This window comes from Rhodococcus sp. D-6 (genome assembly GCF_040256695.1).
Taxonomy (GTDB): domain Bacteria; phylum Actinomycetota; class Actinomycetes; order Mycobacteriales; family Mycobacteriaceae; genus Rhodococcus; species Rhodococcus pyridinivorans.
This window is the reverse complement of sequence record NZ_CP132970.1, coordinates 1,932,884-1,959,282: the sequence shown is the minus strand read 5'-3', so window position 1 is coordinate 1,959,282 and position 26,399 is coordinate 1,932,884. Positions and strand designations below refer to the sequence as shown.

Annotated in this window: 25 protein-coding genes; 21 read left to right on the top strand and 4 right to left on the bottom strand. The window is 67.8% G+C overall.

Annotation, left to right across the window (positions count from 1 at the left end):
* The first annotated feature begins 131 nt into the window (after positions 1-131).
* From RBB84_RS09210 to RBB84_RS09195, 4 genes are all read left to right on the top strand, one after another.
* The gene (locus tag RBB84_RS09210; RefSeq protein ID WP_033097695.1) at positions 132-1,160 is read left to right on the top strand and encodes a 2-oxoglutarate and iron-dependent oxygenase domain-containing protein; all 1,029 of its coding nucleotides are present in this window, start codon (positions 132-134) and stop codon (positions 1,158-1,160) included.
* Positions 1,161-1,221: 61 nt separating this feature from the next.
* Positions 1,222-2,058, top strand: coding sequence for a MetQ/NlpA family ABC transporter substrate-binding protein (locus tag RBB84_RS09205; protein ID WP_033097647.1), 837 nt, complete (start codon positions 1,222-1,224; stop codon positions 2,056-2,058).
* Positions 2,058-3,077, top strand: a complete 1,020-nt coding sequence (locus RBB84_RS09200; protein WP_006554050.1) for a methionine ABC transporter ATP-binding protein — start codon at positions 2,058-2,060, stop codon at positions 3,075-3,077. The genes RBB84_RS09205 and RBB84_RS09200 overlap by 1 nt, the downstream gene beginning before the upstream one ends.
* Positions 3,078-3,090: 13 nt before the next feature.
* Positions 3,091-3,759, top strand: coding sequence for a methionine ABC transporter permease (locus RBB84_RS09195; protein WP_006554049.1), 669 nt, complete (start codon positions 3,091-3,093; stop codon positions 3,757-3,759).
* Between the two features lie 36 nt (positions 3,760-3,795).
* Here the strand turns inward: RBB84_RS09195 and RBB84_RS09190 are convergent, their stop codons facing one another.
* On the bottom strand, positions 3,796-4,827 hold the full coding sequence (locus tag RBB84_RS09190; RefSeq protein ID WP_033097648.1) for an iron-siderophore ABC transporter substrate-binding protein: 1,032 nt from the start codon (positions 4,825-4,827) through the stop codon (positions 3,796-3,798).
* 334 nt (positions 4,828-5,161) lie between these two features.
* Here RBB84_RS09190 and RBB84_RS09185 point away from each other — a divergent pair, with 334 nt between their 5' ends.
* The 17 genes from RBB84_RS09185 to RBB84_RS09105 all read left to right on the top strand — a co-directional run bounded on the left by RBB84_RS09185 (position 5,162) and on the right by RBB84_RS09105 (position 22,832).
* Positions 5,162-5,410 carry a hypothetical protein gene (locus tag RBB84_RS09185; RefSeq protein WP_019289695.1) on the top strand — a complete coding sequence of 83 codons (249 nt, stop codon included), beginning with the start codon at positions 5,162-5,164 and terminating at the stop codon, positions 5,408-5,410.
* Between the two features lie 80 nt (positions 5,411-5,490).
* The gene (locus RBB84_RS09180; protein WP_080678464.1) at positions 5,491-5,895 is read left to right on the top strand and encodes a response regulator transcription factor; all 405 of its coding nucleotides are present in this window, start codon (positions 5,491-5,493) and stop codon (positions 5,893-5,895) included.
* 259 nt (positions 5,896-6,154) lie between these two features.
* Positions 6,155-6,514, top strand: coding sequence for an NADH-quinone oxidoreductase subunit A (locus RBB84_RS09175; RefSeq protein ID WP_016935086.1), 360 nt, complete (start codon positions 6,155-6,157; stop codon positions 6,512-6,514).
* A 101-nt stretch (positions 6,515-6,615) separates the two neighbouring features.
* Entirely contained in the window at positions 6,616-7,170 is a 555-nt protein-coding gene (locus RBB84_RS09170) for an NADH-quinone oxidoreductase subunit B (RefSeq protein WP_006554043.1), read from the top strand.
* On the top strand, positions 7,167-7,883 hold the full coding sequence (locus RBB84_RS09165) for an NADH-quinone oxidoreductase subunit C (RefSeq protein ID WP_019289692.1): 717 nt from the start codon (positions 7,167-7,169) through the stop codon (positions 7,881-7,883). Before RBB84_RS09170 ends, RBB84_RS09165 begins: the two co-directional genes overlap by 4 nt.
* Positions 7,880-9,184 (top strand): NADH-quinone oxidoreductase subunit D, encoded by a 1,305-nt coding sequence (locus RBB84_RS09160; RefSeq protein WP_006554041.1) that lies wholly within the window; start codon positions 7,880-7,882, stop codon positions 9,182-9,184. Before RBB84_RS09165 ends, RBB84_RS09160 begins: the two co-directional genes overlap by 4 nt.
* Positions 9,181-11,367: an NADH-quinone oxidoreductase subunit NuoF gene (gene nuoF / locus RBB84_RS09155; RefSeq protein WP_082920938.1), complete on the top strand. Its 2,187-nt coding sequence runs from the start codon at positions 9,181-9,183 to the stop codon at positions 11,365-11,367. Before RBB84_RS09160 ends, nuoF begins: the two co-directional genes overlap by 4 nt.
* A complete protein-coding gene (locus RBB84_RS09150) occupies positions 11,364-13,835 on the top strand; it encodes an NADH-quinone oxidoreductase subunit G (RefSeq protein ID WP_052040086.1) in 2,472 nt (823 codons plus the stop codon). Before nuoF ends, RBB84_RS09150 begins: the two co-directional genes overlap by 4 nt.
* Positions 13,832-15,133, top strand: a complete 1,302-nt coding sequence (gene nuoH / locus RBB84_RS09145; protein ID WP_006554038.1) for an NADH-quinone oxidoreductase subunit NuoH — start codon at positions 13,832-13,834, stop codon at positions 15,131-15,133. The genes RBB84_RS09150 and nuoH overlap by 4 nt, the downstream gene beginning before the upstream one ends.
* Positions 15,133-15,678, top strand: a complete 546-nt coding sequence (gene nuoI / locus RBB84_RS09140) for an NADH-quinone oxidoreductase subunit NuoI (protein WP_006554037.1) — start codon at positions 15,133-15,135, stop codon at positions 15,676-15,678. The genes nuoH and nuoI overlap by 1 nt, the downstream gene beginning before the upstream one ends.
* Complete coding sequence (locus RBB84_RS09135; protein ID WP_033097649.1) at positions 15,675-16,466, top strand: NADH-quinone oxidoreductase subunit J; 792 nt, start codon at positions 15,675-15,677, stop codon at positions 16,464-16,466. The genes nuoI and RBB84_RS09135 overlap by 4 nt, the downstream gene beginning before the upstream one ends.
* Positions 16,463-16,762, top strand: a complete 300-nt coding sequence (gene nuoK / locus RBB84_RS09130; RefSeq protein ID WP_006554035.1) for an NADH-quinone oxidoreductase subunit NuoK — start codon at positions 16,463-16,465, stop codon at positions 16,760-16,762. The genes RBB84_RS09135 and nuoK overlap by 4 nt, the downstream gene beginning before the upstream one ends.
* 57 nt (positions 16,763-16,819) lie before the next feature.
* On the top strand, positions 16,820-18,712 hold the full coding sequence (gene nuoL, locus RBB84_RS09125; protein WP_006554034.1) for an NADH-quinone oxidoreductase subunit L: 1,893 nt from the start codon (positions 16,820-16,822) through the stop codon (positions 18,710-18,712).
* Positions 18,713-18,725: 13 nt separating this feature from the next.
* Positions 18,726-20,417 (top strand): NADH-quinone oxidoreductase subunit M, encoded by a 1,692-nt coding sequence (locus tag RBB84_RS09120; protein ID WP_033097650.1) that lies wholly within the window; start codon positions 18,726-18,728, stop codon positions 20,415-20,417.
* On the top strand, positions 20,414-22,018 hold the full coding sequence (gene nuoN, locus RBB84_RS09115) for an NADH-quinone oxidoreductase subunit NuoN (protein ID WP_006554032.1): 1,605 nt from the start codon (positions 20,414-20,416) through the stop codon (positions 22,016-22,018). The genes RBB84_RS09120 and nuoN overlap by 4 nt, the downstream gene beginning before the upstream one ends.
* A gap of 66 nt (positions 22,019-22,084) precedes the next feature.
* Positions 22,085-22,606, top strand: coding sequence for a peptide-methionine (S)-S-oxide reductase MsrA (gene msrA / locus RBB84_RS09110; RefSeq protein WP_033097651.1), 522 nt, complete (start codon positions 22,085-22,087; stop codon positions 22,604-22,606).
* An 85-nt stretch (positions 22,607-22,691) separates the two neighbouring features.
* Complete coding sequence (locus RBB84_RS09105) at positions 22,692-22,832, top strand: hypothetical protein (RefSeq protein WP_162648018.1); 141 nt, start codon at positions 22,692-22,694, stop codon at positions 22,830-22,832.
* A gap of 94 nt (positions 22,833-22,926) precedes the next feature.
* Here the strand turns inward: RBB84_RS09105 and RBB84_RS09100 are convergent, their stop codons facing one another.
* The 3 genes from RBB84_RS09100 to RBB84_RS09090 form a co-directional block, all read right to left on the bottom strand.
* Positions 22,927-23,802, bottom strand: a complete 876-nt coding sequence (locus tag RBB84_RS09100) for a cyclopropane mycolic acid synthase family methyltransferase (protein ID WP_033097652.1) — start codon at positions 23,800-23,802, stop codon at positions 22,927-22,929.
* A gap of 179 nt (positions 23,803-23,981) precedes the next feature.
* Positions 23,982-25,394, bottom strand: a complete 1,413-nt coding sequence (locus RBB84_RS09095; protein WP_231911916.1) for a wax ester/triacylglycerol synthase family O-acyltransferase — start codon at positions 25,392-25,394, stop codon at positions 23,982-23,984.
* A gap of 362 nt (positions 25,395-25,756) precedes the next feature.
* Positions 25,757-26,296, bottom strand: a complete 540-nt coding sequence (locus RBB84_RS09090; protein WP_006554027.1) for a potassium channel family protein — start codon at positions 26,294-26,296, stop codon at positions 25,757-25,759.
* Positions 26,297-26,399: the final 103 nt, after the last annotated feature.

Genomic DNA, 26,399 nt, shown 5'->3' with positions numbered 1-26,399 from the left:
TTGTCGTTGCCGCTGATCACCCCTGTCGGGGCTGCTCGCACTGTTCTCACGATTCCCCTGGGTCCGCTGTGACCGACGATCCGGCGGTGACCGGGATTTCCTCGCATCCGATGCGGTTCGAAAGGCACATCATGTCCGATTCGACAGTATTGCCCGTCATCGATCTGTCCGATCTCGACGGCGACGACACCACACGCAACGCCCTGCTCGATCGCCTCCGGGAGGCCACCCACGAGATCGGGTTCTTCCATCTCGCCGGTCACGGGATAGAGCCCGCGCTCGCCGACGGGCTCGTTGCGGCAGCACGCGAATTCTTCGCCCTCCCCGAGGCGGGCAAGCTCGCGATCGAGAACATCCGCTCGCCCCACTTCCGCGGCTACACCCGTGTCGGTGGCGAACGCACCCAGGGCTATGTCGACTGGCGCGAACAACTCGACATCGGCCCGGAACGCGATGCCGTCGCCGAGGTCGACCCCGACCGCCCCTGGGAGGTGCTGCACGGCCCCAATCTGTGGCCCGAGCAGGTCCCCCGACTACGCGAACTGGCCCTGCGGTGGATCGACGAGGCCGGCAACGTCGGACGCCGACTGCTCGGTGCATGGGCCGAATCCCTCGGTGCCCCCGCCGATCACTTCGAGGACGCCTTCGCCGATCCCGACCCGCTGCTGAAGATCGCGCGGTATCCCGGGCACGACCGCTCTGTCACCGATCAAGGGGTCGGCAGCCACAAGGATGTCGGCGCGCTGACGTTGCTGTATCCCGAACCCGGCAGCACCGGCTTCCAGGTCGAACGCGACGGACGTTGGGTCGACATCGACCCGCTCCCAGGGCATTTCATCGTCAACATCGGAGAACTTCTCGAGGTCGCCACCGGCGGTTACCTCCAGGCGACCGTCCATCGTGTGCTGCCGCCCCCGGCGGGCACCGACCGCGTGTCGCTGCCCTTCTTCCTCAATCCCGGCCTCGACCGCGAACTCCCGGCGGTGGAGTTGCCCGCAGATCTGGCCGCGGCCGCCCGCGGCGTCGGCCCCGACGCACACGGCGGCACGCTGCACGCCGTCTACGGCCTCAACGCACTCAAGTCCCGCCTGCGGGCACATCCGAACGTGGCGGAGCGTTTTCACGCGGATCTCCTCGCCCGCTTCGCCGCACCCCGATAATCGATCTGTCCGTCCCCGTATTTCCAACGTCCCCGCATTCCCAACGGAAGGTATCCACCCGATGTCACTGCGTCGTATCGTCGTCGCGTCCGCCGCGCTCACCCTCGCTGCGGGTCTCGCGGCCTGCTCGTCGTCCGAAGGTGACGACACCACCCTCCGGATCTCGGCGTCGTCCACCCCGCACGTCGAGATCCTCGACCAGATCGTGAGCACCGGGGCGCTGGGCGACTACAAGCTCGACATCGTCGAGATCACCGGGGAGGTCGATCCCAACGAACTGCTCGAGGCCGGTGACGTCGACGCGAACTTCTTCCAGCACGAGCCCTACCTGGCGGACTGGCAGAAGCAGAAGGGTATCGACGACCTCGTCGCCGTCGCCGACGTGCACCTCGAGCCCATCGGCCTCTACTCGAACAAGATCGCCTCGCTCGACGAGCTGAAGGACGGCGACACTGTCGCCGTGCCGCGCGACACCACCAACTACGCCCGCGCGCTGTACCTGCTCGAATCGGCCGGTCTGCTCGAGATGGACGTGCCCTTCGAGGAGGCCGACCTGTCGGTGGTCACCGAATCGAACATCACCGCCAACCCGAAGAACCTGAACCTCGTCAGCATCGAGCGTCCGCAGCTCGCCCGTCAGCTCGACGACGCGCAGATCACCGCCGCCGTGATCAACTCCAATTACGCGCTCGAAGCCGGCCTGAACCCGGCCGAGGACGCCATCGTCACCGAAGAGGTCGAGAACAACCCCTTCTCCAACCTGCTCGTCGTGCGGGCCGAGAACGAGAACGACCCGGCAGTGACCGCGCTGGCCGAGGCCCTCGAGTCGCCCGAGACGGCTGCCTGGATCGAGGAGACCTACTCCGGCGCCGTGCTTCCGGTCCACTCGACGAACTGATGATCGTCGTCGAGAACCTCGTCAAGACCTTCCCCGGAGCCGGGCGCTCCGGGGAGGTCGCGGCGTTGCGAGGGGTGTCGCTCGAGATCCCCGACGGCGAGATCTACGGCATCGTCGGCCCGTCCGGATCCGGCAAGTCCACCCTTCTGCGTTGTCTGAACCTGCTCGAGCGGCCTACCTCGGGACGGATCCTGCTCGGCGGGGACGACCTGTCGACCCTGTCCGGCGCGGAACTGCGAGCGGCGCGTCGCCGGATCGGGACGGTCTTCCAGCAGTTCAACCTACTGCACTCGCGCACCGTGATCCGGAACGTCGAATTCCCGCTCGAAGTGGCGGGGATCGACAAGGAACAGCGCCGCAAGCGGGCGCTCGAGCTGCTCGATCTCGTCGGCCTGGCCGGCAAGGGGGAGAGCTATCCCTCGCAGCTGTCCGGTGGACAGCAGCAGCGCGTGGGCATCGCCCGCGCACTCGCCGTCGAACCCGAGGTACTGCTGTGCGACGAGGCCACGAGCGCCCTGGACCCGGACACCACCGATCAGGTCCTCGATCTCGTCGCCGAGGTGAACAGACGACTGGGCGTCACGGTCGTGGTGATCACCCACGAACTCGGGGTGCTGCGCCGGATCTGCAGCTCGGCAGCTCGGCTCGCCGCCGGGCAGGTGGTCGAGACGGGCCGGATCGTCGATCTCGTCGCCGATCCCGAGTCGGCGCTCGGGCATGCGCTCGTCCCGGTCGGCACCGACCCGTCGACGGGTTCGGGTGCCGACACGGCTCTGGTCACCGCGATCGGTGATGCCGCGCACGGACCGTGGCTCGCGGAGATGATCCGCGCGATCGACGCCGACATCGCTGTGGTCGGCGGCCGGGTCGAACAGGTCGGCAGCGTCACCGTGGGCCGGATGCGCCTTCGGTTCACGGCGGGTACCGATCGGGCACTCATCGAGGGGTTCGTGGCCGAACGCCCGTATCTGAGCCTGGCGTGGGGGACGGAAGCCGAATTGGAGGGACTCACGGAATGACGGTGCAGGCGCGATGAACAAACTGCAGTGGTACGACGCCTTCCCGGAGGTGTGGGAAGCCACCCTCGAGACGCTCTACATGGTTGCGGTGTCCTTCGTGCTCACCGTCGTCGGTGGTGTGCTGGTCGGAATCGTGTTGCAGTTGACGTCCCCGTCCGGACTGTGGCCGCGCAGGACGCTCAACACCGTCCTCGGCGTGATCGTCAACCTCTTCCGGTCGCTGCCCTTCCTCATCCTGCTGATCGCGCTGATCGGGTTCACCCGCTTCATCGTGGGTACCGCGATCGGGCCGACCGCGGCGATCGTGCCGTTGACCATCGGTGCCATCCCGTTCTTCGGCCGGATCGTCGAATCCGCTCTGCGGGAGGTGCCCCGGGGCCGGGTCGAGGCGGCTCAGGCGATGGGGGCCACCAACGGGCAGATCGTGCGCAAGGTGCTGCTGCCCGAAGCACTGTCCCCGCTGATCGCCGGTGCCACCCTCACCCTCGTGCTGCTGGTGGGCTATTCGGCCATGGCCGGTGTCATCGGTGGTGGCGGTCTCGGCGACTTCGCGATCGTCTACGGCTACCAGCGGTTCAACACGCCGGTGCTGTTGCTCGCGGTGGTCGTCCTCATCGTGATGGTGCAGATCATGCAGTCGATCGGTGATCTCATGGTCCGCAGGCTCGCGCACCGGCGGTGACGCCCGAGAGCCGGGCGCACCACCGGTGCGTCCGGCTCAGCGGTCGAGCTTCGCGATCGCCTCGTCGACGAGCGGGACGTAGCGGTCGATCGACCACGGCACGGTGAGCGGATTGATCATCGACGATCCCGTGACGAACGGCTGTTCCTCCGGCGCGACGAGCGAGCCGCGCGCGATCGCCGGAATTTGCTGGTAGACGGCCTGCGATTCGATCTCCGCGCGGTTCGCCGGGTCGGAATAGAACGTGAAGATCAGATCCGAGTCCTTCAGCAGTCCGGCGTTCTCGAGCCCGATGACCGCCGAGTCGGTGCCCTCGGTCTCCTCGAGCGTCTCCGCGACCGGGTCGACCGTCAGCCCGAGTCCGCGGACCATCGCCACGCGCTGCTCGTCGGGCATGAACACGCCCAGCGTGCTGGGGCCGGTGTTGTAGATATACGAGAACGTCACCCCGGCGTATTCGGGATGCTCCGCCGCGGTGCGTTCGAAGGTGTCGTCGATCCCCGTGATCAGATCCAGCGACTCGTCGTGCCTGCCGAGTGCGGTGCCGATGGTCTCGATCTGGTCCTGCCAGGTGATCGTCCAGGGCAGTTCGGGGTAGGCGACGGTCGGGGCGATCGCCGACAGCAGGTCGTACTGCTCCTGCGTGATGCCCGACCACGGCGCGAGGATGACGTCCGGGGCGAGTCGGGCGATCGCCTCGACGTCCACCTCGGCGCCACCGGTGAACTGCTCGGGCAGCGGCTCGCCGCGTTCGGTCAGTTCCTCGTGGATCCAGGGCAGATATCCGGTTTCGTCGCTGCCCCAGGGATATTCCTCCATCCCCCCTGGGGTGACACCCAGTGCGATCGCCGTCTCGGCCGAACCCATCCCGAGCGTGACGACCCTTTCGGGCTGCGCGTCGATCTCGGCGGTGCCCAGTGCGTGCTCGATCGCGACGGGTTCGAAGTCGCCCGTCGGAGAACCGTTCGAGTTGTCGCCACTGCCGGACGAGCAGGCGGTGAGTGCGACGGAGGCGGCGAGCGCGACTACCGCGCGTGACCCGAGGCGGCGCGGGGACAGAAATTTCATGGATACCTCTCACTGATCGGACCGGTTCGAGAGGTGAGCCTAACCTTCTGAATGGGATGACGGTTATCGGCAGATTTCCGGGCCGTCCGCAACTTCGTGATGTCCCACAAACAGATCACGAGACGGATGTCACATTTGATAGTATTCTGTTATCGAAACCGCTCACGTCCCGGGCGGGAAAGGGGACAGCCGCACTCGGCCACCGCGGGGGTTCGCTCATCACCGACGATTCGTCGACCGGGAACGATGAGTGGATGCGGGGGTACCGGATGCGTCGTTCCGGGGAGGAACGGAGATGCTCATGGTTGCATCCACGGATAAGAGGTCCGATTCGATGCCACGCTCGAACCGGCGGATTCTCGCGATCATCGCGCTCACGGGAATGCTCACGATCGGATTCCTGGCTGCGGTGTTCACCGCGTCGTATCTGATCGGTGCCGCATTCGCCATGCTCACCGGCGCATGCATCGTGCTGGCGCACCTGATGATCGCGCCCGCCTCGATCATCCACGACGACGAGACGGAGACGGCCGTCCGTCCCGAGATCCGCGAGCGGTGGCATCCGCTCGGTAGCGAATCCTGAGCTCGTCCCGGCCCGCCGACGTCGCGGCGCCGCCGCGACACGCGGGTTCCCCGGACGGGCGGGTGTGCTCGGTTAGCATCTTGCCCGTGACCGACTCGCTGCGCATCCTCGTCTACAGCGACGATGCGACCGTGCGGCAACAGGTTCGTGATGCCCTCGGTACCCGGCTGCACCCGGATCTGCCTCCACTCGACTACGTCGAGGTCGCGACACCGCCGGTCGTCGTCGAACGCATGCACGCCGGCGACATCGCCCTCGCCGTGCTCGACGGTGAGGCCGCCCCCGCGGGCGGCATGGGCCTCGCGAAACAACTCGAGGACGAACTCGACTCGTGCCCGCCGATCATCGTGTTGATCGCCCGGGCCGACGACGAATGGCTCGCCCGCTGGTCGGGCGCCGAGGTGGCGCTGCGTCATCCCGTCGACCCGATTCGGCTCGGCCGGCAGGTCCTCGCGCTGCTCACCCCTCGCTCCCGCCCCTCCTGACCCTTCCGACGCGCGACCGCCCGGCCGCGAACTCGTATGTGGGGCCGGAAAATCTACCCTCCTTCCCGTTGTCGAGCAGCCCGACACGCCGCCCCGAATCGAGGGCGTGAAATCGCGACAAGTCCGACGCGAACAGCACTAGTGTGTGCCGTGACTCACAACCCTGGGCCGGGACGGAACCGCCCGGTGCACGGCGGGGGTGGGTTCGCGGGCGACGAGCAGACCCGCGGCCGGATTCGCGCAAGCAACCGGAGGTCGCATGAACGCTTACGTACCGATCCTGGTACTCGGTGGCATCGCGCTTGCCTTCGCGGTCTTCTCCGTCGCGGTGGCGAGCCTCGCGGGCCCGAGCCGATACAACCGCGCCAAGCTCGATGCGTACGAGTGCGGCATCGACCCCACACCCCAGCCGGTGGGAGGTGGCCGCTTCCCGGTGAAGTACTACCTCACCGCGATGCTGTTCATCATCTTCGACATCGAGATCGTCTTCCTGTACCCGTGGGCGGTCCATTTCGACGCGCTCGGCGTCTTCGGTCTGGCGGCGATGGCGCTGTTCATGTTCAACGTCTTCGTCGCCTACGCCTACGAGTGGAAACGAGGAGGCCTGACATGGGACTGACGACCCGCGTGTACGACGGGATGTCCTGCCAGCGAAGGGGTTACGAGAGCGGACGACAAACGACCGGGCGTCCGGTCCGATTCCGGGGAAGGTGACGGGCGATGGGCATCGAGGAGAAGGTCCCCAGCGGTTTTCTGCTCAGCACCGTCGAGACCCTGGCCGGTTTCGCGCGCAAGGGCTCCTTGTGGCCGGCGTCCTTCGGGCTCGCGTGCTGCGCCATCGAGATGATGGCCACCGCCGGTGGCCGCTACGACATCGCCCGCTTCGGTATGGAGGCCTTCCGGGCCTCCCCGCGACAGGCCGACGTCATGATCGTCGCCGGCCGAGTCAGCCAGAAGATGGCTCCCGCCCTGCGCCGCGTCTACGACCAGATGGTCGAACCGAAGTGGGTGCTCGCGATGGGCGTGTGCGCCTCGTCGGGCGGCATGTTCAACAACTACGCGATCGTTCAGGGGGTCGACCACGTCGTCCCCGTCGACATCTACCTTCCGGGCTGCCCGCCCCGGCCCGAGATGCTCCTGCACGCCATCCTCATGCTGCACGAGAAGATCGCGCAGATGCCACTGGGTGTGAACCGGGCCGAGGCGATCCGCGCCGCCGAGGAAGCGGCCCTGGCCCAACGTCCCCTCATCGAACTGACGGTGCCGCCGCGATGACCGATCTCGAACGGACAGGATCCGACCACGACGACCGCGCCGACGAGGTGATCGCCGTCCGACGCGGCATGTTCGGGGTGCGTGGATCCGGTGACACCAGCGGCTACGGCCGCCTCGTGCGCCGGGTGACGCTGCCCGGCAGCACCGAGCGACCCTACGGCGGGTACCTCGACAACCTCGTCGACACGCTCGAGGACGTCCTCGACGAGCGATCCGGCGACACCGGCGTCGGCTATGCCCAGGCGGTCGAGAAGGTCGTCGCGCACCGCCACCAGCTGACCGTCTTCGTCCGCCGCGAACATCTGCCGCTCGTGGCCCGCACCCTGCGCGACCATGCGGACCTCCGCTTCGAGCTGTGCCTCGGGGTCAGCGGGGTGCATTACCCGCAGGAGACGGGCCGCGAACTGCACGCGGTGTATCCGCTCGTCTCGATCACCCACAACCGCCGGATACGGCTCGAGGTCGCGATCCCCGACAGCGACCCGTACGTCCCCTCGCTCTACCGCACCTACCCGACGAACGACTGGCACGAGCGCGAGACCTACGACTTCTTCGGAATCGTCTTCGACGGGCACCCCGCGCTCACCCGCATCGAGATGCCCGACGACTGGCACGGACATCCCCAACGCAAGGACTACCCTCTCGGCGGCATCCCGGTGGAATACAAGGGCGCCCGGATCCCGCCACCCGACGAACGGAGGGCGTACACGTGACGAGCGAACCCGCGACCGAGACCGTCTTCGACGCCGTCGGACGCGACTGGGACGGCATCACCGCTGCCGTACGCGACAGCGGCGAGGACCACATCGTCGTCAACATGGGCCCCCAGCACCCATCCACCCACGGAGTGTTGCGCCTGATCCTCGAGATCGACGGCGAGACCGTCACGGAGGCCCGATGTGGAATCGGCTATCTGCACACCGGAATCGAGAAAAACCTCGAATTCCGCAACTGGACGCAGGGCGTCACCTTCGTCACTCGCATGGACTACCTCGCCCCGTTCCACAACGAGACGGCCTACTGCCTCGGCGTCGAGAAGCTGCTCGGCATCGAGGATCTCGTCCCCGAACGCGCGCAGGTCGTGCGGGTGATGCTCATGGAACTCAACCGCATCTCCTCGCACCTGGTGGCGCTGGCCACCGGTGGCATGGAACTCGGCGCGACCACCCCGATGCTGTTCGGTTTCCGCGAACGCGAACTGATCCTCGACGTCTTCGAGACGATCACCGGACTGCGGATGAACCACTCCTACATCCGGCCCGGCGGACTGTCCCAGGACTTGCCCGACGAAGCCGTGCCGATGATCCGCGACCTGCTCGCCCTCCTACCCGGCCGGCTCGCCGATCTCGAAGCCCTGTTCACCGACAACCCCATCTTCATCTCACGCACCCGCGACATCGGCTGCCTCGACCTCACCGGTTGCATGGCCCTCGGGATCACCGGACCGATCCTACGGTCCACCGGACTGCCCTACGACCTGCGCCGCGCCGAACCCTACTGCGGCTACGAGACCTACGAGTTCGACGTCGTCACCGCAGAGGGATCCGACTGCTACGCGCGCTATCTCGTCCGGATCGGGGAGATGCACGAATCGTTGAAGATCGTCGAACAGTGCCTCGACCGGCTCCGCCCCGGACCGGTGATGGTCCAGGACGGCAAGATCGCCTGGCCGTCGGAACTGCAGCTCGGACCGGACGGACTCGGCAACTCGCCCGACCACATCCGGCACATCATGGGCGAGTCGATGGAGGGTCTGATCCACCACTTCAAGCTCGTCACCGAAGGCATACGTGTCCCGGCGGGACAGGTCTACATCGGCGTCGAATCGCCACGCGGCGAACTCGGCGTCCACATGGTCAGCGACGGCGGCACACGCCCGTACCGCGTGCATTACCGCGACCCGTCGTTCACGAATCTGCAGGCCGTCGCGGCGATGTGCGAGGGCGGCATGGTCTCCGACGTGATCGCTGCCGTCGCCAGCATCGACCCGGTGATGGGGGGAGTGGACCGATGAACACCGAATTCGTGCGGGCTGCGGGCGCGGAGACCACCGGCACCGCGGCCACGAGCGAGACGACCGCCGCCGTGCCGATGACCGAACCGGCCGGACGCGAACCCGTCCTCGTGCCGCTCGGGCCGCGACCCGACGAGGACACCTATCTCACCCCACCTGACGCACCGCGCCGCTATCCCGACGACGCGCGCGCGCGCCTCGACGCCGACGCCGACCGGATCATCGCGCGCTACCCGCAGCCACGATCAGCGCTGCTGCCGCTGCTGCACCTCGTGCAGGCGGAGGACGGTTACATCACGCCGGCCGGCATCGAGTTCTGCGCCCGGCGGCTCGGACTCACCGGCGCCGAGGTCGCCGCCGTCTCCACCTTCTACACCATGTACCGCCGCTCGCCGACCGGCCGCCACCACGTCGGAGTGTGCACGAACGCGTTGTGCGCGACGATGGGCGGCGACGAGATCTTCTCCGCGCTGTGCACCCGGCTCGGCATCGGGCACGACGAGACCACCGCCGACGGCGCGATCACCCTCGAGCACATCGAATGCAACGCGGCGTGCGACTACGCCCCGGTGATGACCGTCGACTGGGAACTGTTCGACAACCGCACTATCGACTCCGCGATCGAACTCGTCGACGACCTGCTCGCCGGCGGCACCCCCGCACCGACGCGCGGCGCCCCGCTGCGCAGCTTCCGCGACACCGCACGCTTGCTCGCGGGGATCCCCGACGACCGGCCCGGTGCGCTCGAGGCCGCCGGTACCGCCGGGCCGGCCTCCCTCGCCGGGCTCGAGGTCGCCCGCAAGCACGACATGCGGGCACCCGAACCGCCGGAGAATGACGAGGCCGTCGTCGCCGTCGCGAAATCACCGACAGGTCTGACCCCCGTACTCACCCGTTATTGGGCCGAGGAACAGGCGTGGACCCTCGACGCCTACCGGCGGCACGGTGGATACGAAGCCCTGCCCATCGCGCTCGGCATGGACCCGGATGCGGTCATCGCCGCAGTCAAGGATTCCGGGATCCGCGGTCGCGGCGGCGCCGGATTCTCCACGGGCACCAAGTGGTCGTTCATCCCGCAGGGCGACGACAAGCCGCACTATCTCGTCGTCAACGCCGACGAATCCGAACCGGGCACCTGCAAGGACATCCCGTTCATGCTGGCCACCCCGCATGCCCTCGTCGAAGGCGTGATCATCGCCGCCTACGCGATCCGCGCCCGGCACGCGTTCGTCTATCTCCGCGGCGAAGCCGTCCCGGTGCTGCGGCGCCTGCACGCGGCGGTCGCCGAGGCCTACGAGGCCGGTTATCTCGGACGCGACATCCTCGGCTCCGGATACGACCTCGAACTCGTCGTCCACGCCGGTGCGGGCGCATACATCTGCGGTGAGGAGACGGCGCTGCTCGACTCCCTCGAGGGCCGCCGCGGCCAACCACGCCTGCGCCCGCCCTTTCCCGCCGTCGCCGGCCTGTACGCATGCCCGACCGTCGTCAACAACGTCGAATCCATCGCGAACGTCCCGTTCGTCATCCGCAACGGTGTGGACTGGTACCGCTCGATGGGCACCGAGAAATCACCGGGATTCGCGATGTTCTCGCTGTCCGGGCACGTCACCACCCCCGGCCAGTACGAGGCCCCGCTCGGCATCACCCTGCGCGAGCTGCTCGGCTACGCCGGAGGTGTGCGCGCCGGCCACCGGCTCAAGTTCTGGACACCCGGCGGTTCGTCGACCCCGATCTTCACCGACGAACACCTCGACGTCTCCCTGGACTACGAGAACGTCGCCGCCGCCGGGTCGATGCTCGGGACCCGGGCCCTGCAGATCTTCGACGAGACCACCTGCGTCGTCCGCACGGTGCTGCGCTGGACCGAGTTCTACGCGCACGAATCGTGCGGCAAGTGCACCCCCTGCCGCGAGGGCACCTGGTGGCTCGTGCAGATCCTCGAGCGGCTCGAACACGGCCGGGGCGCCGAAGCCGACCTGGAGAAGCTGCTCGACATCTCCGACAACATCCTCGGCCGGGCGTTCTGCGCGCTCGGGGACGGCGCGACCAGCCCGATCACGTCGTCGCTGAAGTACTTCCGCGACGAATACGTCGCCCACTTCGAGCACGGCGGCTGCCCGTTCGACCCGCACCTGTCGACGCTCGCCGCCGACGCCCCCGCGGAAGGAGGCGAGCGATGACCGCAGTGTCCGGTGCCGGTGCGGAGAAGTCCGAGACCACCGACCTCGTGAACGTCACCATCGACGACACCGAGATCGCCGTGCCCAAGGGCACTCTCGTGATCCGCGCCGCCGAACTGATCGGGGTCCAGATCCCGCGGTTCTGCGACCACCCGCTGCTCGAACCGGTCGGTGCGTGCCGCCAGTGCCTCGTCGAGGTCGAGGGCCAGCGCAAACCGCTCGCCTCGTGCACCTCCGTGGTCACCGACGGGATGGTCGTGCGCACCCAGTTCACCTCACCGGTGGCCGACAAGGCCCAGCGCGGCGTGATGGAACTGCTTCTCATCAACCATCCGCTCGACTGTCCGGTATGCGACAAGGGCGGCGAGTGCCCGCTGCAGAACCAGGCGATGTCCAACGGACGCGCCGAGTCCCGCTTCGAGGACACCAAACGCACCTACCCGAAACCCATCGCGATCTCCTCGCAGGTGCTCCTCGACCGCGAACGGTGCGTGCTGTGCGCGCGGTGCACCCGCTTCGCCGACCAGATCGCGGGCGACCGGTTCGTCGACATGCTCGACCGCGGGGCGCTGCAGCAGGTCGGTATCTACACCGAGGAACCGTTCGAGTCGTACTTCTCCGGCAACACTGTCCAGATCTGTCCGGTCGGCGCGCTCACCGGCGCCGCCTACCGGTTTCGCGCCCGCCCGTTCGATCTGGTCTCCACGCCGAGTGTGTGCGAACACTGCGCGAGCGGCTGCGCCCAGCGCACCGACCATCGTCGCGGTGCCGTGCTGCGCCGACTCGCCGGGGACGACCCCGAGGTCAACGAGGAATGGAACTGCGACAAGGGACGCTGGGCGTTCACCTACGCTACCGCCGACGATTGCCTCACGACACCGCTCGTCCGCGACGATACCGGAGCGCTCGTCCCCGCCTCGTGGATCGAGGCGCTCGGCGTCGCCGCCCGCGGGCTCGCGGCGGCGCGCGGTAGGGCCGGGGTGCTCACCGGTGGCCGGCTCACCGTCGAGGACGCCTACGCGTACGCGAAGTTCGCGCGAACGGCGCTCGGCACCAACGACATCGACTTCCGCAGTCGAGCCCTGTCGGGGGAGGAGACGGACTTCCTCGCCTCGCGGGTCGCCGGGCGGCGCCTCGACGTCACCTACCGCGACCTCGACCGCGCGCCGGCGGTGCTCCTCGTCGGATTCGAGCCGGAGGAGGAGTCGCCGATCGTCTTCCTGCGGCTGCGCAAGGCGGTCCGGCGGAACAGGCTGCAGGTCTTCACGATCGCACCGTTCGCCTCGCGCGGTGTCCACAAGCTGTCGGGCCGGGTCGAACAGTGCGTCCCGGGCGACGAGGCACGCGCGCTCGACGCGATCCGCACCGGCGCATCCGCCGACGCCGCGGCCGCGCTCCGGGCTCCCGGTGCGATCGTGCTGGTGGGGGAGCGGGCAGCAGCCTCGCCCGGCACGCTGTCCGCCGCCGCCGTCCTCGCCGACGAGACCGGAGCCCGCCTCGCGTGGATCCCGCGCCGCGCCGGTGATCGCGGAGCCCTCGAAGCCGGCGCCTTCCCGACACTTCTCCCCGGCGGTCGCCCGATCGGCGACCCGCAGGCCCGGCGCGACATCGAGTCGGCGTGGGGTCTACCGGCCGACACCCTGCCGTCGGAGCCGGGCCGCGACACCGACGCCATCCTCGCCGCGGCCGCCGAAGGTGATGTGGCTGCGCTCGTGGTCGCCGGCGTCGACCCCGCCGACCTGCCCGACCCCGATGCCGCACTCGCGGGTCTCGACGGTGCCGGCTTCGTCGTGAGTCTGGAAGTGCGACGCAGCGCGGTGACCGACCGCGCCCACGTCGTCTTCCCCGTCGCGCCGGTGGTCGAGAAGGCCGGGAGCTTCCTCGACTGGGAGGGACGCGAACGTGCCTTCCCGATCGCCCTCCGCGACACCGGAGCACTGCCCGACCACCGGGTGCTCGCGGCGATCACCGACGCGATGGACCTCGATGGAGGCCTCGACGATCCCGGCCCCCACGACGTCGAGACCCTCCGCCACGAACTCGCGGAGCTCGGACGATGGACGGGCACCGTTCCCGAATCGCCGGGAGTGTCCCCGCGACCCCCGCGACGTCCCGTTCTCGGGGAAGCGGTCCTCGCCACCTGGCGGATGCTCCTCGACGCGGGCCGGTTGCAGGACGACGAACCGCACCTCGCCGGAACGGCGCACGAACCCGTCGCCCGTCTGTCGGCCGCGACAGCCGCGGAGATCGGCGCCGCCGACCATCATTCGATCACCGTCTCCACCGAGCGCGGCTCGATCACGCTGCCGCTGGTGGTCGACGACCTGCCCGACCGTGTCGTCTGGCTGCCCACCGCCTCACCAGGATCGATGGTGCACGCCGATCTCGGTGTCACCGCCGGTGACGTGGTGCGGATCCGGGCCACCGCCACGACGGGCTCCGGATCGGACGAGGAGGATCCGCGATGAGCGTCACCGCCCAACCCGTGGACCTGTCGATGTTCGGCATCGACCCCTGGTGGCTCGTCGTCGTCAAGGCCGTGGCGATCTTCGCGTTCCTCGTCCTGACGACCCTCGTGATGATCCTCGCCGAACGCAAGATCATGGCCTGGATGCAGATGCGGGTCGGACCCGACCGGGTGGGGCCGAAGGGACTGTTCCAGACCGTCGCCGACGGTCTGAAACTCGCGCTCAAGGAAGGCATCATCCCTACCGGGGTGGACAAGCCGATCTACATGCTCGCCCCGATCATCGCGACGGCCCCGGCGTTCATGGCGTTCGCGGTCATTCCCTTCGGGCCCGAGGTGTCGATCCTCGGGAACCGGACGCCGCTGCAGCTGACCGATCTTCCCGTCGCGGTGCTCTACGTCCTGGCGATCACCTCCGTCGGCGTCTACGGGATCGTGCTCGCCGGCTGGGCCTCGGGTTCGACCTATCCGCTGCTCGGTGGTCTCCGCTCGACCGCGCAGGTCATCTCCTACGAGATCGCGATGGGACTCGCGTTCGCCGCGGTCTTCCTGCAGGCGGGCACGATGTCGACCTCGGGCATCGTCGCCGCGCAGAACGACCTGTGGTTCGTCGTGCTGCTGCTGCCGTCCTTCCTGGTGTACTCGGTGTCGATGGTGGGGGAGACCAACCGCGCCCCCTTCGACCTGCCCGAGGCCGAGGGCGAACTCGTGGGCGGTTTCCACACGGAGTACTCGTCGCTGCGGTTCGCGATGTTCATGCTCGCGGAGTACGTCAACATGGTCACCGTCTCCGCGCTCGCGACCACCCTGTTCCTCGGTGGCTGGCACGCGCCGTGGCCGCTGACACTGTGGAGCGGCGCGAACTCGGGCTGGTGGCCGCTGCTGTGGTTCGTGATCAAGGTGTGGGTCGTGCTGTTCGTCTTCGTGTGGCTGCGCAGCACCCTGCCGCGACTGCGCTACGACCAGTTCATGGCCCTGGGCTGGAAACTGCTCATCCCCGTCTCGGTGGTGTGGGTGATGATCGTGGCCGCGCTGCGCATCCTCGACACCGACGACGTCCTGCCCGGCACCGCGAGCCTCATCGTCGCCGGGGTGCTGTCCACCGCCCTGCTGTTCGCCTACCTCACCCTGCAGGGGCGGCGGAGCCGGCGCATCGCACAGGCGACGGAACCACCCGCCGGCGTCGACGAGGAGTTCGACGCCATGGCCGGAGGTTTCCCCGTGCCGCCACTACCTGCTCGGTCGAGCACCCGATCGAGTCCGCCCGCCCCGGCGGGTCGTCTCCCAGGAGGATCGTGATGGTCGAATTCCGCGGCCCGCTCGCCGGTTTCGGTGTGACGCTCACGACGATGTTCAAGAAGCCCAACACCGAGCAGTATCCGGAACAGAAGAGACCCACCGCCCCCCGCTATCACGGACGCCACCAGCTCAACCGGTATCCGGACGGACTCGAGAAGTGCATCGGCTGCGAACTGTGCGCGTGGGCCTGCCCCGCCGACGCCATCCACGTCGAGGGTGCCGACAACACCGACGAGGAGCGGTACTCGCCCGGCGAACGGTACGGGCGCGTCTACCAGATCAACTACCTGCGGTGCATCGGCTGCGGATTGTGCATCGAGGCGTGCCCGACCCGCGCGCTGACGATGACGAACGAGTACGAGATGGCCGCCGACAACCGCACCGACATGATCTACGAGAAGGACCGCCTGCTCGCGCCGCTCGAACCCGGGATGCAGCCACCCCCGCATCCCATGGCACCCGGCGCCACCGACGAGGACTACTACCGGGGCACGATCCCCGTCCCGGAACATGCGTCCGCCGCCGACGGGGAGGAACACCGGTGACCACCGCGCTGCTCGCCGCCGAACTCACCACGACCTCCACCGGGGAGGCCGTGCAGTTCTGGATCCTCGGTGCCGTCGCGGTACTCGGGGCGCTCGGTGTCGTCGTCGCCCCGAAGGCCGTGTACTCGGCGCTGTTCCTCGCCATGACGATGATCGTGCTCGCCGTCTTCTACATCGCGCAGGATGCGTTGTTCCTCGGTGTGGTGCAGATCGTCGTCTACACCGGCGCCGTGATGATGCTGTTCCTGTTCGTGCTCATGCTCGTCGGTATCGACTCCGCCGACTCCCTCGTCGAAACCATCAAGGGACAGCGCGTTCTCGCGATCGTCGTGGCGGTCGGCTTCGCGGCGATGCTCATCGGTGGCATCGGGAACACCGCGGTCTCCGGCTTCGCGGGACTCGACGCGGCCAACGCCGGCGGCAACGTCGAGGGCCTGGCGGTGCTGCTGTTCATCGACTACGTCTGGACGTTCGAACTCACCGGAGCGCTGCTCATCACCGCCACCGTCGGTGCGATGGTGCTCGCCCACCGGGAACGTCTGCAGCCGAGGCAGACCCAACGCGAACTCGCCGCACGCCGGTTCCGCGAAGGGGAGCGCGTCACACCGCTGCCGGCCGCGGGTGTCTATGCCCGCCACAACGCCGCCGACGTCCCGGCCCTGCTCCCGGACGGATCGTTCTCCGAACTGTCTGTCGGTGAGCTGCTCGGCCGCATCGGGCGCGACTGGGACCACACCGAACTCGGCCTGCGCGAACCCGGCGACGACGCGAGGAAGGATCGGCGATGAACCCCGAGAACTACCTCTACCTGTCGGCGCTGCTGTTCACCATCGGCGCGGTGGGAGTTCTCCTCCGCCGCAACGCGATCGTCGTGTTCATGTGCGTCGAGTTGATGCTCAACGCCGCGAACCTGGCCTTCGTCACCTTCGCGCGGATGCACGGCAACCTCCACGGACAGGTGTTCGCCTTCTTCACGATGGTCGTCGCGGCCGCCGAGGTCGTCGTCGGCCTCGCGATCATCGTGACCATCTTCCGGACGAGGCGATCGGCCTCCGTCGACAACGCCGACCTGCTCAAGTACTGACGACCCCACGAGGACGGTGAGTGTGAGAGCCCACGACGAACCGAGAGGACACGCGGCATGACTTCGTTCCTGAACTCGGCGCTGTGGACGATACCGGCACTGCCCCTGGCCGGCGCGTTCGTTCTGCTGCTCCTCGGGCGTCGCAGCGACCGCTGGGGACATCTGCTCGGGTGCGCCACGGCGATCGCCTCGTTCGTCGTCGGCGCCGTTATGTTCGCCGGACTGCTCGGACTCGACGCGAGCGAGAGGCTCGCGCAGCAGACCGTGTTCACCTGGGTGCCGGTCGGAGAACTGCAGGTCGATCTCGGACTGCGGCTCGACGCGCTGTCGATCTGCTTCGTACTGCTCATCACCGGCGTGGGCTCGCTGATCCACCTCTACTCGATCGGCTACATGGCGCACGATCCGGAACGCCGGAAGTTCTTCGCCTATCTCAACCTGTTCCTCGCGGCGATGCTGGTGCTCGTCCTCGCCGACAACTTCCTCGTCCTGTACCTCGGGTGGGAGGGCGTCGGTCTCGCCTCCTACCTGCTCATCGGCTTCTGGCAGTACAAGCCCACCGCCGCGACCGCCGCGAAGAAGGCGTTCGTCGTCAACCGCGTCGGCGACATGGGGTTGCTCATCGCTCTCATGATCATGTTCGCGACCTTCGGCAGCCTCGACTACGACACGGTCTTCGCCTCGGTCCCCGCCGCGACCGAAGGCACGGTGACGGCGATCGGCCTGTGTCTGCTCCTGGCCGCGTGCGCGAAATCCGCTCAGCTGCCGCTGCAGTCGTGGCTCGGCGACGCCATGGAGGGCCCCACCCCCGTCTCCGCACTCATCCACGCCGCGACCATGGTCACCGCCGGTGTCTACCTCGTGGTCCGCGCGAACGCGATCTTCGACGCCGCACCGTCCGCACGACTCGCGGTGGTGATCGTCGGCGCCGCGACGCTGCTCTTCGGCGCGATCATCGGCTGCGCCAAGGACGACATCAAGAAGGCGCTCGCGGCATCGACGATGAGCCAGATCGGCTATATGGTGCTCGCCGCCGGTCTCGGCCCCGCCGGGTACGCCTTCGCGATCCTGCACCTGCTCACCCACGGCTTCTTCAAGGCCGGACTGTTCCTCGGCGCCGGCTCGGTGATGCACGCGATGAACGACGAGACCGACATGCGCCGCTACGGCGGACTGCGCGCGGTCATGCCGATCACCTTCGCCACCTTCGGGCTGGGCTACCTCGCGATCATCGGCATCCCGCCGTTCGCCGGGTTCTTCTCCAAGGACAAGATCATCGAGGTGGCCTTCGCCGCCGGCGGTGTCGAAGGCCTCGTGCTCGGTGTCGTCGCGCTGCTCGGTGCGGGACTGACCGCCTTCTACATGACCCGCGTGATGATCCTGACCTTCTTCGGCGACCGGCGATGGGCGCCCGACGCCGTCCCGCACGAGTCGCCGGCCTCGATGACCTGGCCGATGATCGCTCTCGCCATGGGCTCGGTCGGTGCCGGCGGTCTGCTGGTGTTCGGTGGCTCGTTGCAGCACTGGCTCGAACCCGTCGTCGGCTACGACCATCACGAAGGTGGTTTGCCCGTCTGGCTCGTCACCACCGTCACGCTGGCGGTCGTGCTCGCCGGTGTCGCCGTCGCCTACCGGCAGTACGTGCGCGCACCGGTCCCGGCGACGGCACCCGAAGCGGTGTCGGCGCTGACCGTCGCCGCGCGTCGCGACCTCTACGGCGACGCCGTGAACGAAGCGGTGTTCATGCGTCCCGGTCAGGGTCTGGTGCGCGCCCTGGACGGCGTGGAATCCACCGGCATCGACGGCTCGGTCACCGGTGCCGCCACCGGGATCGGTGCGCTCTCGCGCGGACTGCGCCGGCTGCAGACCGGCTTCGTCCGTTCGTACGCGTTGTACATGTTCGCCGGCGCGACCGTCGTGGTCGGCGCGCTCGTCCTGATGACGCTGTGATGGGGGTGTACTGGTGACCACCGTTCCCTGGTTGACGATCCTGTGGGTGCTCCCGCTGCTCGGCGCCGCCGCGATCGCGGCCCTGCCCGCACGCCTCGGTTCCGCCACCCGGTCGATCGCCCTGACGGTGTCGATCGCCGTTCTGGTGGTCGCGGTGATCGTTGCCGTCGGATTCGACCGCGCGGGAGAGCGTTTCCAGTTCGTCGAATCGCACGACTGGATCCCCTCGTTCGGCGCCGGCTACCGGCTCGGCGTCGACGGCATCGCCCTGGTGCTGGTCCTGTTGACCGCCGCGCTCGTGCCGTTGCTCCTGGCCGCCGGATGGCACGATCACCGCGCCGCCGACGAGGACGCCGGCGCGGCCCGCCCACGCTCCGCGCACACCTATGTGGCGCTGATCCTGCTCGTCGAGTCGATGGTGCTCGTGTCGTTCACCGCCCTCGACATCCTGCTGTTCTACGTCTTCTTCGAGGTGATGCTCGTCCCGATGTACTTCCTCATAGGCGGGTTCGGGTCGCCGGGGACACCGCGTGCCGACCGGGCACGAGCCGCCGTGAAGTTCCTGCTGTACAACCTGCTCGGCGGACTGGTGATGCTCGCCGCGTTGATCGGCCTGTACGTGGTCACCGCCCGATCCGGGCTGGGGGAGACCGCGGGAGTGGGCACCTTCGACGTCCGGACCGTCACCGCCGCCGCCGTCGCCGGTGATCTCGACGCAACCCCCGCCGTGCTCGCCGCACTGTGTTTCGGTTTCCTCGTCGCCTTCGCGGTGAAGGCTCCACTGTGGCCGCTGCACGGGTGGCTACCCGACGCGGCGGTGCGGACCACGCCGGTCGCGGCGGTGCTCATGATGGCAGTGGTCGACAAAGTCGGCACCTTCGGCATGCTGCGCTACTGCCTGCAGCTCTTCCCCGACGCCTCGGTGACCTTCGCGCCGGTCGTGGTGACTCTCGCCGTCATCGGCATCGTCTACGGCGCGGTGCTCGCGATCGGTCAGACCGACGTGATGCGCCTGATCGCCTACACCTCCATCTCGCACTTCGGGTTCATCGTCCTCGGCATCTTCGCGCTGACCTCGCAGGGGCAGGCCGGCTCGACGCTGTACATGGTCAACCACGGGATCTCCACGGCCGCACTGTTCCTCATTGCCGGTTTCCTCGTCTCGCGGCGCGGAGACCGCACCATCGCCGCCTATGGCGGGGTGCAGAAGGTCGCTCCGGTCCTCGCCGGAACCTTCCTCGTCGCCGGACTGGCGACCCTGTCCCTGCCCGGGCTCGCGCCGTTCGTCAGCGAGTTCCTCGTCTTCGTCGGCACCTATCCGCGCTACCAGGTGGCTGCGGTGATCGCGACACTCGCGCTCGTGCTGTCCGCGCTCTACGTGCTGTGGCTCTACCAGCGCATGATGGGCGGACCCGTGCGCCTGCCCGGTGGGGACGACGGTGACGACGGGAACGGCGGTGCCGAACACGCCCGCAGGCTCTCCGATCTCGTGCCTCGTGAGGTCGCGGTGGTCGCGCCGCTGATCGCGTTGCTGCTCGTTCTGGGGATCTATCCGAAACCCGCGCTCGATGTCATCACCCCGGCGGTCGACGACACGCTCGTCTCGATCGACATCTCCCGGCCCGAACCGGTGGTGCCCGCCGAGCGACCCGTCGCCGAGAGTGGTGTTCCCGCGCACGGTTCCGAGGAAGGTGAAGCCGAATGAACCCCTCCGAGGGCATCGTCGTTCTAGCCGCATCAATTCCCGCCCCGGCGATCGACTACGGACTGATCGCACCGATCCTCATCGTCTTCGCCGCCGCCGTCGTCGGTGTGCTGATCGAGTCGTTCGCGCCGGCCTCGGCACGCTACCTCGCCCACGTGCTCCTGACGACGGGTGCGCTCGTGGCGGCGTTCGTCGCCGTGGTGATGCTCGCGGGAACCGGTGCGACCACCCTGTCGGGGGCGGTCGTGATCGACGGACCGGCGCTGTTCCTGCAGGGATCGGTCCTGATCGTGGCGGTGCTGTCGGTTGCGCTCGTCGCGGAACGGAGTATCGAACAGGTTCGCGCGCAATCGGTTTCCCGCGCCGCGGCCGGTGCGCATCTCGACGCATTCGCGCCCCAGGCGTCGGCGATTCCGGGTACCGCGGCCGAACGGCAGGCGCTCGCGGCGGGCGGCGCACGGACCGAGGTCTTCCCGCTCCTGCTGTTCGCGGTGGGCGGGATGCTCGTGTTCCCGGCCTCGAACGACCTGCTGACGATGTTCGTCGCGCTCGAGGTGCTGTCGCTGCCGCTGTACCTGCTGTGCGGTCTGGCGCGGCGCCGGCGGTTGCTCTCCCAGGAAGCAGCACTGAAGTACTTCCTGCTGGGCGCGTTCTCGTCGGCGTTCTTCCTGTACGGCGTGGCGATGCTCTACGGCTACGCCGGGACCGTCCACCTCGGCGGGATCGCCCTGGCCATCGACACCGGCGCGGGCAGCGAGACCACCGCGCTCGTCGGGGTGGGTCTGCTGGCCGTCGGGTTGCTCTTCAAGATCGGAGCGGTGCCCTTCCATTCGTGGACGCCGGACGTCTATCAGGGCGCGCCGACGCCCGTGACGGCGTTCATGGCCGCCGCGACGAAGATCGCCGCATTCGGCGCACTGCTGCGAGTGCTCTACGTCGCGGTTCCCGGTTCCGCCGACCAGTGGCGTCCGATCCTGTGGGCCGTCGCGATCGCGACGATGATCGTCGGTGCGGTTCTGGCGGTGACGCAGAACGACATCAAGCGCATGCTCGCGTACTCGGCGATCAGCCATACCGGATTCGTGCTCACCGGTGTCGTGGCCGGCACCGCGTCCGGGGTGTCGTCGACGTTGTTCTATCTGCTCGTCTACGGGATCGGGACGGTCGGTGTGTTCGCCGTGGTGACGCTTGTGCGCGACCCGGAAGGCGAGACGTGGGAGCTGTCGCGCTGGGCCGGTGTCGGGCGGCGCTCACCGTTGCTCGGCGGGGCGTTCGCGCTGTTCCTGCTGTCGCTGGCGGGCATTCCGCTCACCAGCGGGTTCATCGCGAAGTTCGCGGTCTTCGGTGCGGCGATCGAGGGCGGTGCGGCTCCGCTCGTGATCGTCGGTGTGCTGGTCAGTGCGGTCGCCGCCTACTTCTACGTGCGGGTGATCGTGCTGATGTTCTTCACCGACCCGACCGACGACGCCCCGCGGCTCGCGACCTCGACCGTGGCGACGAGCGCGGCGATCGCGTTCGCGGCGGTGGCGACGGTGCTGCTCGGCATCCTGCCGCAACCCGTCCTCGACCTCGCCGAACGGGCGGCGGTGTTCGTGCTCTGACCACGAGCGGGCGCGGGCAGGGAATGTCGCGACCGTCGTATCGGTTCCACCTCCCGAGGAGGCGTAATGACCGATACACGCAACGCGATTCTGGCAGGCGGATGCTTCTGGGGTATGGAGGAGCTGATCCGGAGACAGCCCGGGGTGGTGTCGACGCGGGTCGGCTACACCGGTGGGCAGAACGATCACCCTACCTACCGCAACCATCCGGGGCACGCGGAGTCCGTCGAGATCGTCTACGACCCCGCACGGACCGACTACCGGGCGCTGCTCGAGTTCTTCTTCCAGATCCACGATCCGACCACCCTGAACCGGCAGGGCAACGACGTCGGGGCGTCCTACCGTTCTGCGATCTTCTACCTCGACGACGAGCAGAAGCAGGTCGCGGTGGACACCATCGCCGACGTCGAGGCGTCGGGTCTGTGGCCCGGCACGGTGGTCACCGAGGTGACTCCCGCGAGCACCTTCTGGGAGGCCGAACCCGAGCACCAGGACTATCTCCAGCACTACCCGAACGGGTACACCTGCCACTTCCCGCGGCCGGGCTGGAAGCTGCCGAACAGTCGCATCACCGACGCGGCGAACTGAATCACGCGCACGGGTGGTTCCTTCCGCGGATCCGTATCGTGGAGGTACAGGTTGTGACGCCACTGCGGAGGAGTGCTCGATGGGAATGTTCGGCAAGGCTATGAAGAGCGCCGCCGTGGTCAAGGCGATCCAGGTCGTCCGACGCGAAGCGGCCAAGCCGGAGAATCAGCGCAAGGCCAAGGAGATGCTCGCCAAGCTGCAGCAGAAGCGCCGCGGCCCGCAATGATCTGTCCCTCGCCGGTCCGTTGTCCACCCGGGCAGCGGATCGGCGTGCAGGCTCCCCGGTTTCGTTCTGCCGTCGGTCCGCTCGGGACCGAGCCTCAGCGGTGCTGCTGCTTCACGAGGGTGAACTGCTGGACGTCGATGAGGCGACGTCGGAAGTTCGCGGCGCACCCGGTGAGGTACCTGATGTATCGCTGGTAGACCTCCTCGGAGGCCATCCGCACCGCGTCGTTGCGCCGCGCCTCGAGGGCTCGCGCCCACAGGTCGAGCGTGCGAGCGTAATGAGGTTGCAGGGACTCGATGTTCTGCACCCAGAAGCTGTTGCGTTGTGCGCCGGTGATGACCAGATCCCGGTCGGGGAGCTGTCCTCCGGGGAAGATTTCCCTCATGATGAACCGCAGGAACAGTGCGTCCTCGCGGGTGACCGGCACCTTCATCGCCTCGAACTGGGCGCGGGAATGGCCCACGATGGTGTGCAGCAGCATCCTGCCGTCGTCGGGCAGGATGCGAGAGGCGCGGTCGAAGAAGGTTTCGTACCGCTGTCGGCGGAAATGCTCGAACGCTCCGATGCTGACGATGCGGTCCACCGGCTCGTCGAACTCCTCCCAGCCTTGTAGACGCACTTCCGCGGTACGGCCTCCGGAGGCCATGCCCGAGAGCAGACCGGACACGTGTTCGTACTGGTTGCGGCTCAACGTCAGACCGATGACGTGCACGTCGTATCGCTCCGCCGCCCGCATCATCGTCGAGCCCCAACCGCAACCGATATCCAGCAGCGTCATCCCGGGCCGGAGATCGCACTTACGGAGAGCAAGATCGACTTTCGCGATCCGAGCTTCCTCGAGGTTCATGTCGTCGCATTCGAAGTAGGCGCAACTGTACGTGCGCGTGGGGTCGAGGAACAGTTCGAAGAAGTCGTCGGACAGGTCGTAGTGGGTCTGGACCTTCTCGTAGAACGGCGTCAGTTGCTGCATTCGGACCTACTCTCCGCGAGGAGTGGGACATGAGTTCCGGTGCGGGGCGTCGGTGCGTCCCGGCGATACACCGCTATCGGTCGATAGTGCTCCGGCAGAGCGCCTTCTCCCACGGGAACGGCGATTCCTGGGGCAGATGTCCGACTCGGGCACCGGCGTGCTGCCGTTATTCCGTGGTGTCAGCCCGCACGGACGGATGTCTCGTCGGCGACCGGCACGATGTCGAACGCGTCCTCCAGCTCTCCGAGGGCGGTATGGAAGTGGTCGAGCAGAGGCTGCAGCTGCGGCAGGCTGCGACTGCACGAGGTCAGGCCGAAAGCGATCGCGTCGTCGGTGCTCGTGCACGTGATGTTCAGTGCCTGACCGTCGACCGGCACGGACAGTGGATACACCGCATCCACGCGAGCGCCGTTCCAGTACAACGGATCCGGAGCTCCCGGCACGTTCGAGACGATGACGTTGAAGGGCGGTCGCGGGAGTGCACGATTGCGGGTGAGGATCCCCACCGCCAGAGGCGCGACGCCGAGTGCACTGGCCGCCAACCGGGACAGGGAGGACATCCCCTGCATAGAGGCCTTGCCCTGCGTCGTCGATGCCGACACCCGGGCCAGCCGGTCGGCCGGATCGGCGAGATCCGTACCCATATCAGCCATCAGGACACCGAGTTCGTTTCCGGCGCAATCTTTGTCGGGTCGCAGGCACATCGGGACCATGGCCACGAGCGACTTGTCGGGCAACGCCCCCTGCTCGCTCAGGAAGGCGCGCAGTGCTCCCGACGACATGGCCAGCACGACATCGTTGACGGTCGCGTCGGCCGCTCTCGACACAGCACGCAGGCGGGTCAGCGTCCACGAGCGCGCGGCAAACCGGCGCGTCCCCGAGATCGGCACGTTGATCATGGTGTTCGGCGCGGCGAGCGACAGCGATCCGCCACCGCCGCGCAGCGCCCTGTTCACGGTGCCGGCCAGCGCGGGCACGAAACCGGTGACCTCGGACGTCGCCGTCCGCACCGCCTGCATCGCGGCTTCGGGAAGATCTGGCGCGGTCCCGGACGAGTGGGAGCGGCTCGGCGCGTCGAAGAGCGACCACGGTGCCGGCATGTCGGTCTGCTCGGAGTCCGGACTCAGGGCGCGGCGCAGCAACTTCATCGCGCCCACGCCGTCGGCGAGGGCATGGTGGATCTTCGTGTAAACGGCGAGCCGGCCGTCCGCGAGACCCTCGATGACATGCATCTGCCACAACGGCCGGCTCCGGTCGAGCAGCGTGCTGTGCAGCCGGGAGACGAGATCCCACAGTTCGTCGAGCCCGCCGGGCTGCGGCAACGCGTTGCGTCGTACGTGGTAGCTCAGGTCCAATTCCGAGTCCTCTTCCCACGCCCACTGGCCGAAGGTGCCCAGGGAGCGGACCGCGCGCTTACGCCACAGCGGGGCGACCTCACCGTTCTGTGTGGCGGCGGTGAACAGTGCCCCGAGATCCGCGGCGCTCGTACCGTCCTGGGGACTCAGAAGGATCAGTCCGCCCACATGCATCGGATGATCACGGGACTCCCCGAGAAGGAACATCGAATCGGCGGGCGACATGGGTGGACGCATCAGCACGTTTCCTCCGCCCGGTACCCCGGGCAGTTCGCGACGAGGCCCCCCGCTGCCCCGTCGACATGTGCGTCAAACCATGACCCCATCACAGATTTATGACGCGACACAACTAATACGCGACACCGGGCCATATCGCCAAGTCCGGACGCCCGATTTCCCACCGAAGTGAGAATTGTTGTCCGATTTGCGAACTCCGAGGCGCTTTCGCGGTCCACATGACGCTGTCGACGACGGTTCCCCATTCAGCATCTCGGACCTCCGACATCTGCCAGTGGACGTCGAATCCTTTCAAGGATCACCCCGCGCGGCGGTTGGGGAATACCCGGACGCCGAATCGCGTAGGTCGATCCCGTGATCGGTCACTCCTCGTCCCCGCGATTGCGACGACGCCACTGCACGGCGGCCGTGAGCAATCGGATCCCGAGAGCGAGGAAGATCAGATTTGCGATCATCTGCACCGACACGACGGCTCGCGCGGTCTCGGTTACAGCGGAGATGTCCCCGAATCCCACCGTGGAGAAGACCGTCAGACAGAAGTACAGGGCATCGACGCGGGACAGTGGTTCGGTGAAGTTGTCCGGATGCGCCACGGACATGCGGAGGTAAAGGGTTGCGAAGACCACGAGATAGGCGGACACGATCGTGGTGAGTGCCTCGACGGCCTGGACCGCCGGGTACTCGGACGCGAGAATCCTGCGGATCTGCCACCAGCCGACCATCAGGACCGCAGTGCCACCACCGACGAGGGTCAGGACCTCGGACGTGCTGCGGACATGCTCGACCGGAATCACGAAGTAAACGCTGACCAGCACGAAGGCGGTGAGCGTCGGACGCGCTATCGCGGTCAGGATCAACCGTTTCCGCTCCCGCGGATCAGGTGTGCGCGGAGGATCGGCCACGGTCGTCCCCGTCCCGGAATGATGACCTTTGCCCCTACGGTATCGATCGGGCCGGGGCGACGATGGGAAGACCGAGTATCCGATCCGGCCCGGAAGGTCGACG

Excerpts from the sequence above, each read along its gene's own strand:
- nuoH (WP_006554038.1), top strand. The coding sequence starts at position 13,832 with ATGAGCGTCACCGCCCAACCCGTGGACCTGTCGATGTTCGGCATCGAC.
- RBB84_RS09190 (WP_033097648.1), bottom strand. The coding sequence starts at position 4,827 with ATGAAATTTCTGTCCCCGCGCCGCCTCGGGTCACGCGCGGTAGTCGCG.
- RBB84_RS09150 (WP_052040086.1), top strand. The coding sequence starts at position 11,364 with ATGACCGCAGTGTCCGGTGCCGGTGCGGAGAAGTCCGAGACCACCGAC.
- nuoL (WP_006554034.1), top strand. The coding sequence starts at position 16,820 with ATGACTTCGTTCCTGAACTCGGCGCTGTGGACGATACCGGCACTGCCC.
- RBB84_RS09195 (WP_006554049.1), top strand. The coding sequence starts at position 3,091 with ATGAACAAACTGCAGTGGTACGACGCCTTCCCGGAGGTGTGGGAAGCC.
- nuoF (WP_082920938.1), top strand. The coding sequence starts at position 9,181 with ATGAACACCGAATTCGTGCGGGCTGCGGGCGCGGAGACCACCGGCACC.
- RBB84_RS09200 (WP_006554050.1), top strand. The coding sequence starts at position 2,058 with ATGATCGTCGTCGAGAACCTCGTCAAGACCTTCCCCGGAGCCGGGCGC.
- nuoN (WP_006554032.1), top strand. The coding sequence starts at position 20,414 with ATGAACCCCTCCGAGGGCATCGTCGTTCTAGCCGCATCAATTCCCGCC.
- nuoK (WP_006554035.1), top strand. The coding sequence starts at position 16,463 with ATGAACCCCGAGAACTACCTCTACCTGTCGGCGCTGCTGTTCACCATC.
- RBB84_RS09175 (WP_016935086.1), top strand. The coding sequence starts at position 6,155 with ATGAACGCTTACGTACCGATCCTGGTACTCGGTGGCATCGCGCTTGCC.
- RBB84_RS09185 (WP_019289695.1), top strand. The coding sequence starts at position 5,162 with ATGCCACGCTCGAACCGGCGGATTCTCGCGATCATCGCGCTCACGGGA.
- msrA (WP_033097651.1), top strand. The coding sequence starts at position 22,085 with ATGACCGATACACGCAACGCGATTCTGGCAGGCGGATGCTTCTGGGGT.
- RBB84_RS09170 (WP_006554043.1), top strand. The coding sequence starts at position 6,616 with ATGGGCATCGAGGAGAAGGTCCCCAGCGGTTTTCTGCTCAGCACCGTC.
- RBB84_RS09095 (WP_231911916.1), bottom strand. The coding sequence starts at position 25,394 with ATGCGTCCACCCATGTCGCCCGCCGATTCGATGTTCCTTCTCGGGGAG.
- RBB84_RS09105 (WP_162648018.1), top strand. The coding sequence starts at position 22,692 with ATGTTCGGCAAGGCTATGAAGAGCGCCGCCGTGGTCAAGGCGATCCAG.
- nuoI (WP_006554037.1), top strand. The coding sequence starts at position 15,133 with ATGGTCGAATTCCGCGGCCCGCTCGCCGGTTTCGGTGTGACGCTCACG.
- RBB84_RS09205 (WP_033097647.1), top strand. The coding sequence starts at position 1,222 with ATGTCACTGCGTCGTATCGTCGTCGCGTCCGCCGCGCTCACCCTCGCT.
- RBB84_RS09210 (WP_033097695.1), top strand. The coding sequence starts at position 132 with ATGTCCGATTCGACAGTATTGCCCGTCATCGATCTGTCCGATCTCGAC.
- RBB84_RS09165 (WP_019289692.1), top strand. The coding sequence starts at position 7,167 with ATGACCGATCTCGAACGGACAGGATCCGACCACGACGACCGCGCCGAC.
- RBB84_RS09100 (WP_033097652.1), bottom strand. The coding sequence starts at position 23,802 with ATGCAGCAACTGACGCCGTTCTACGAGAAGGTCCAGACCCACTACGAC.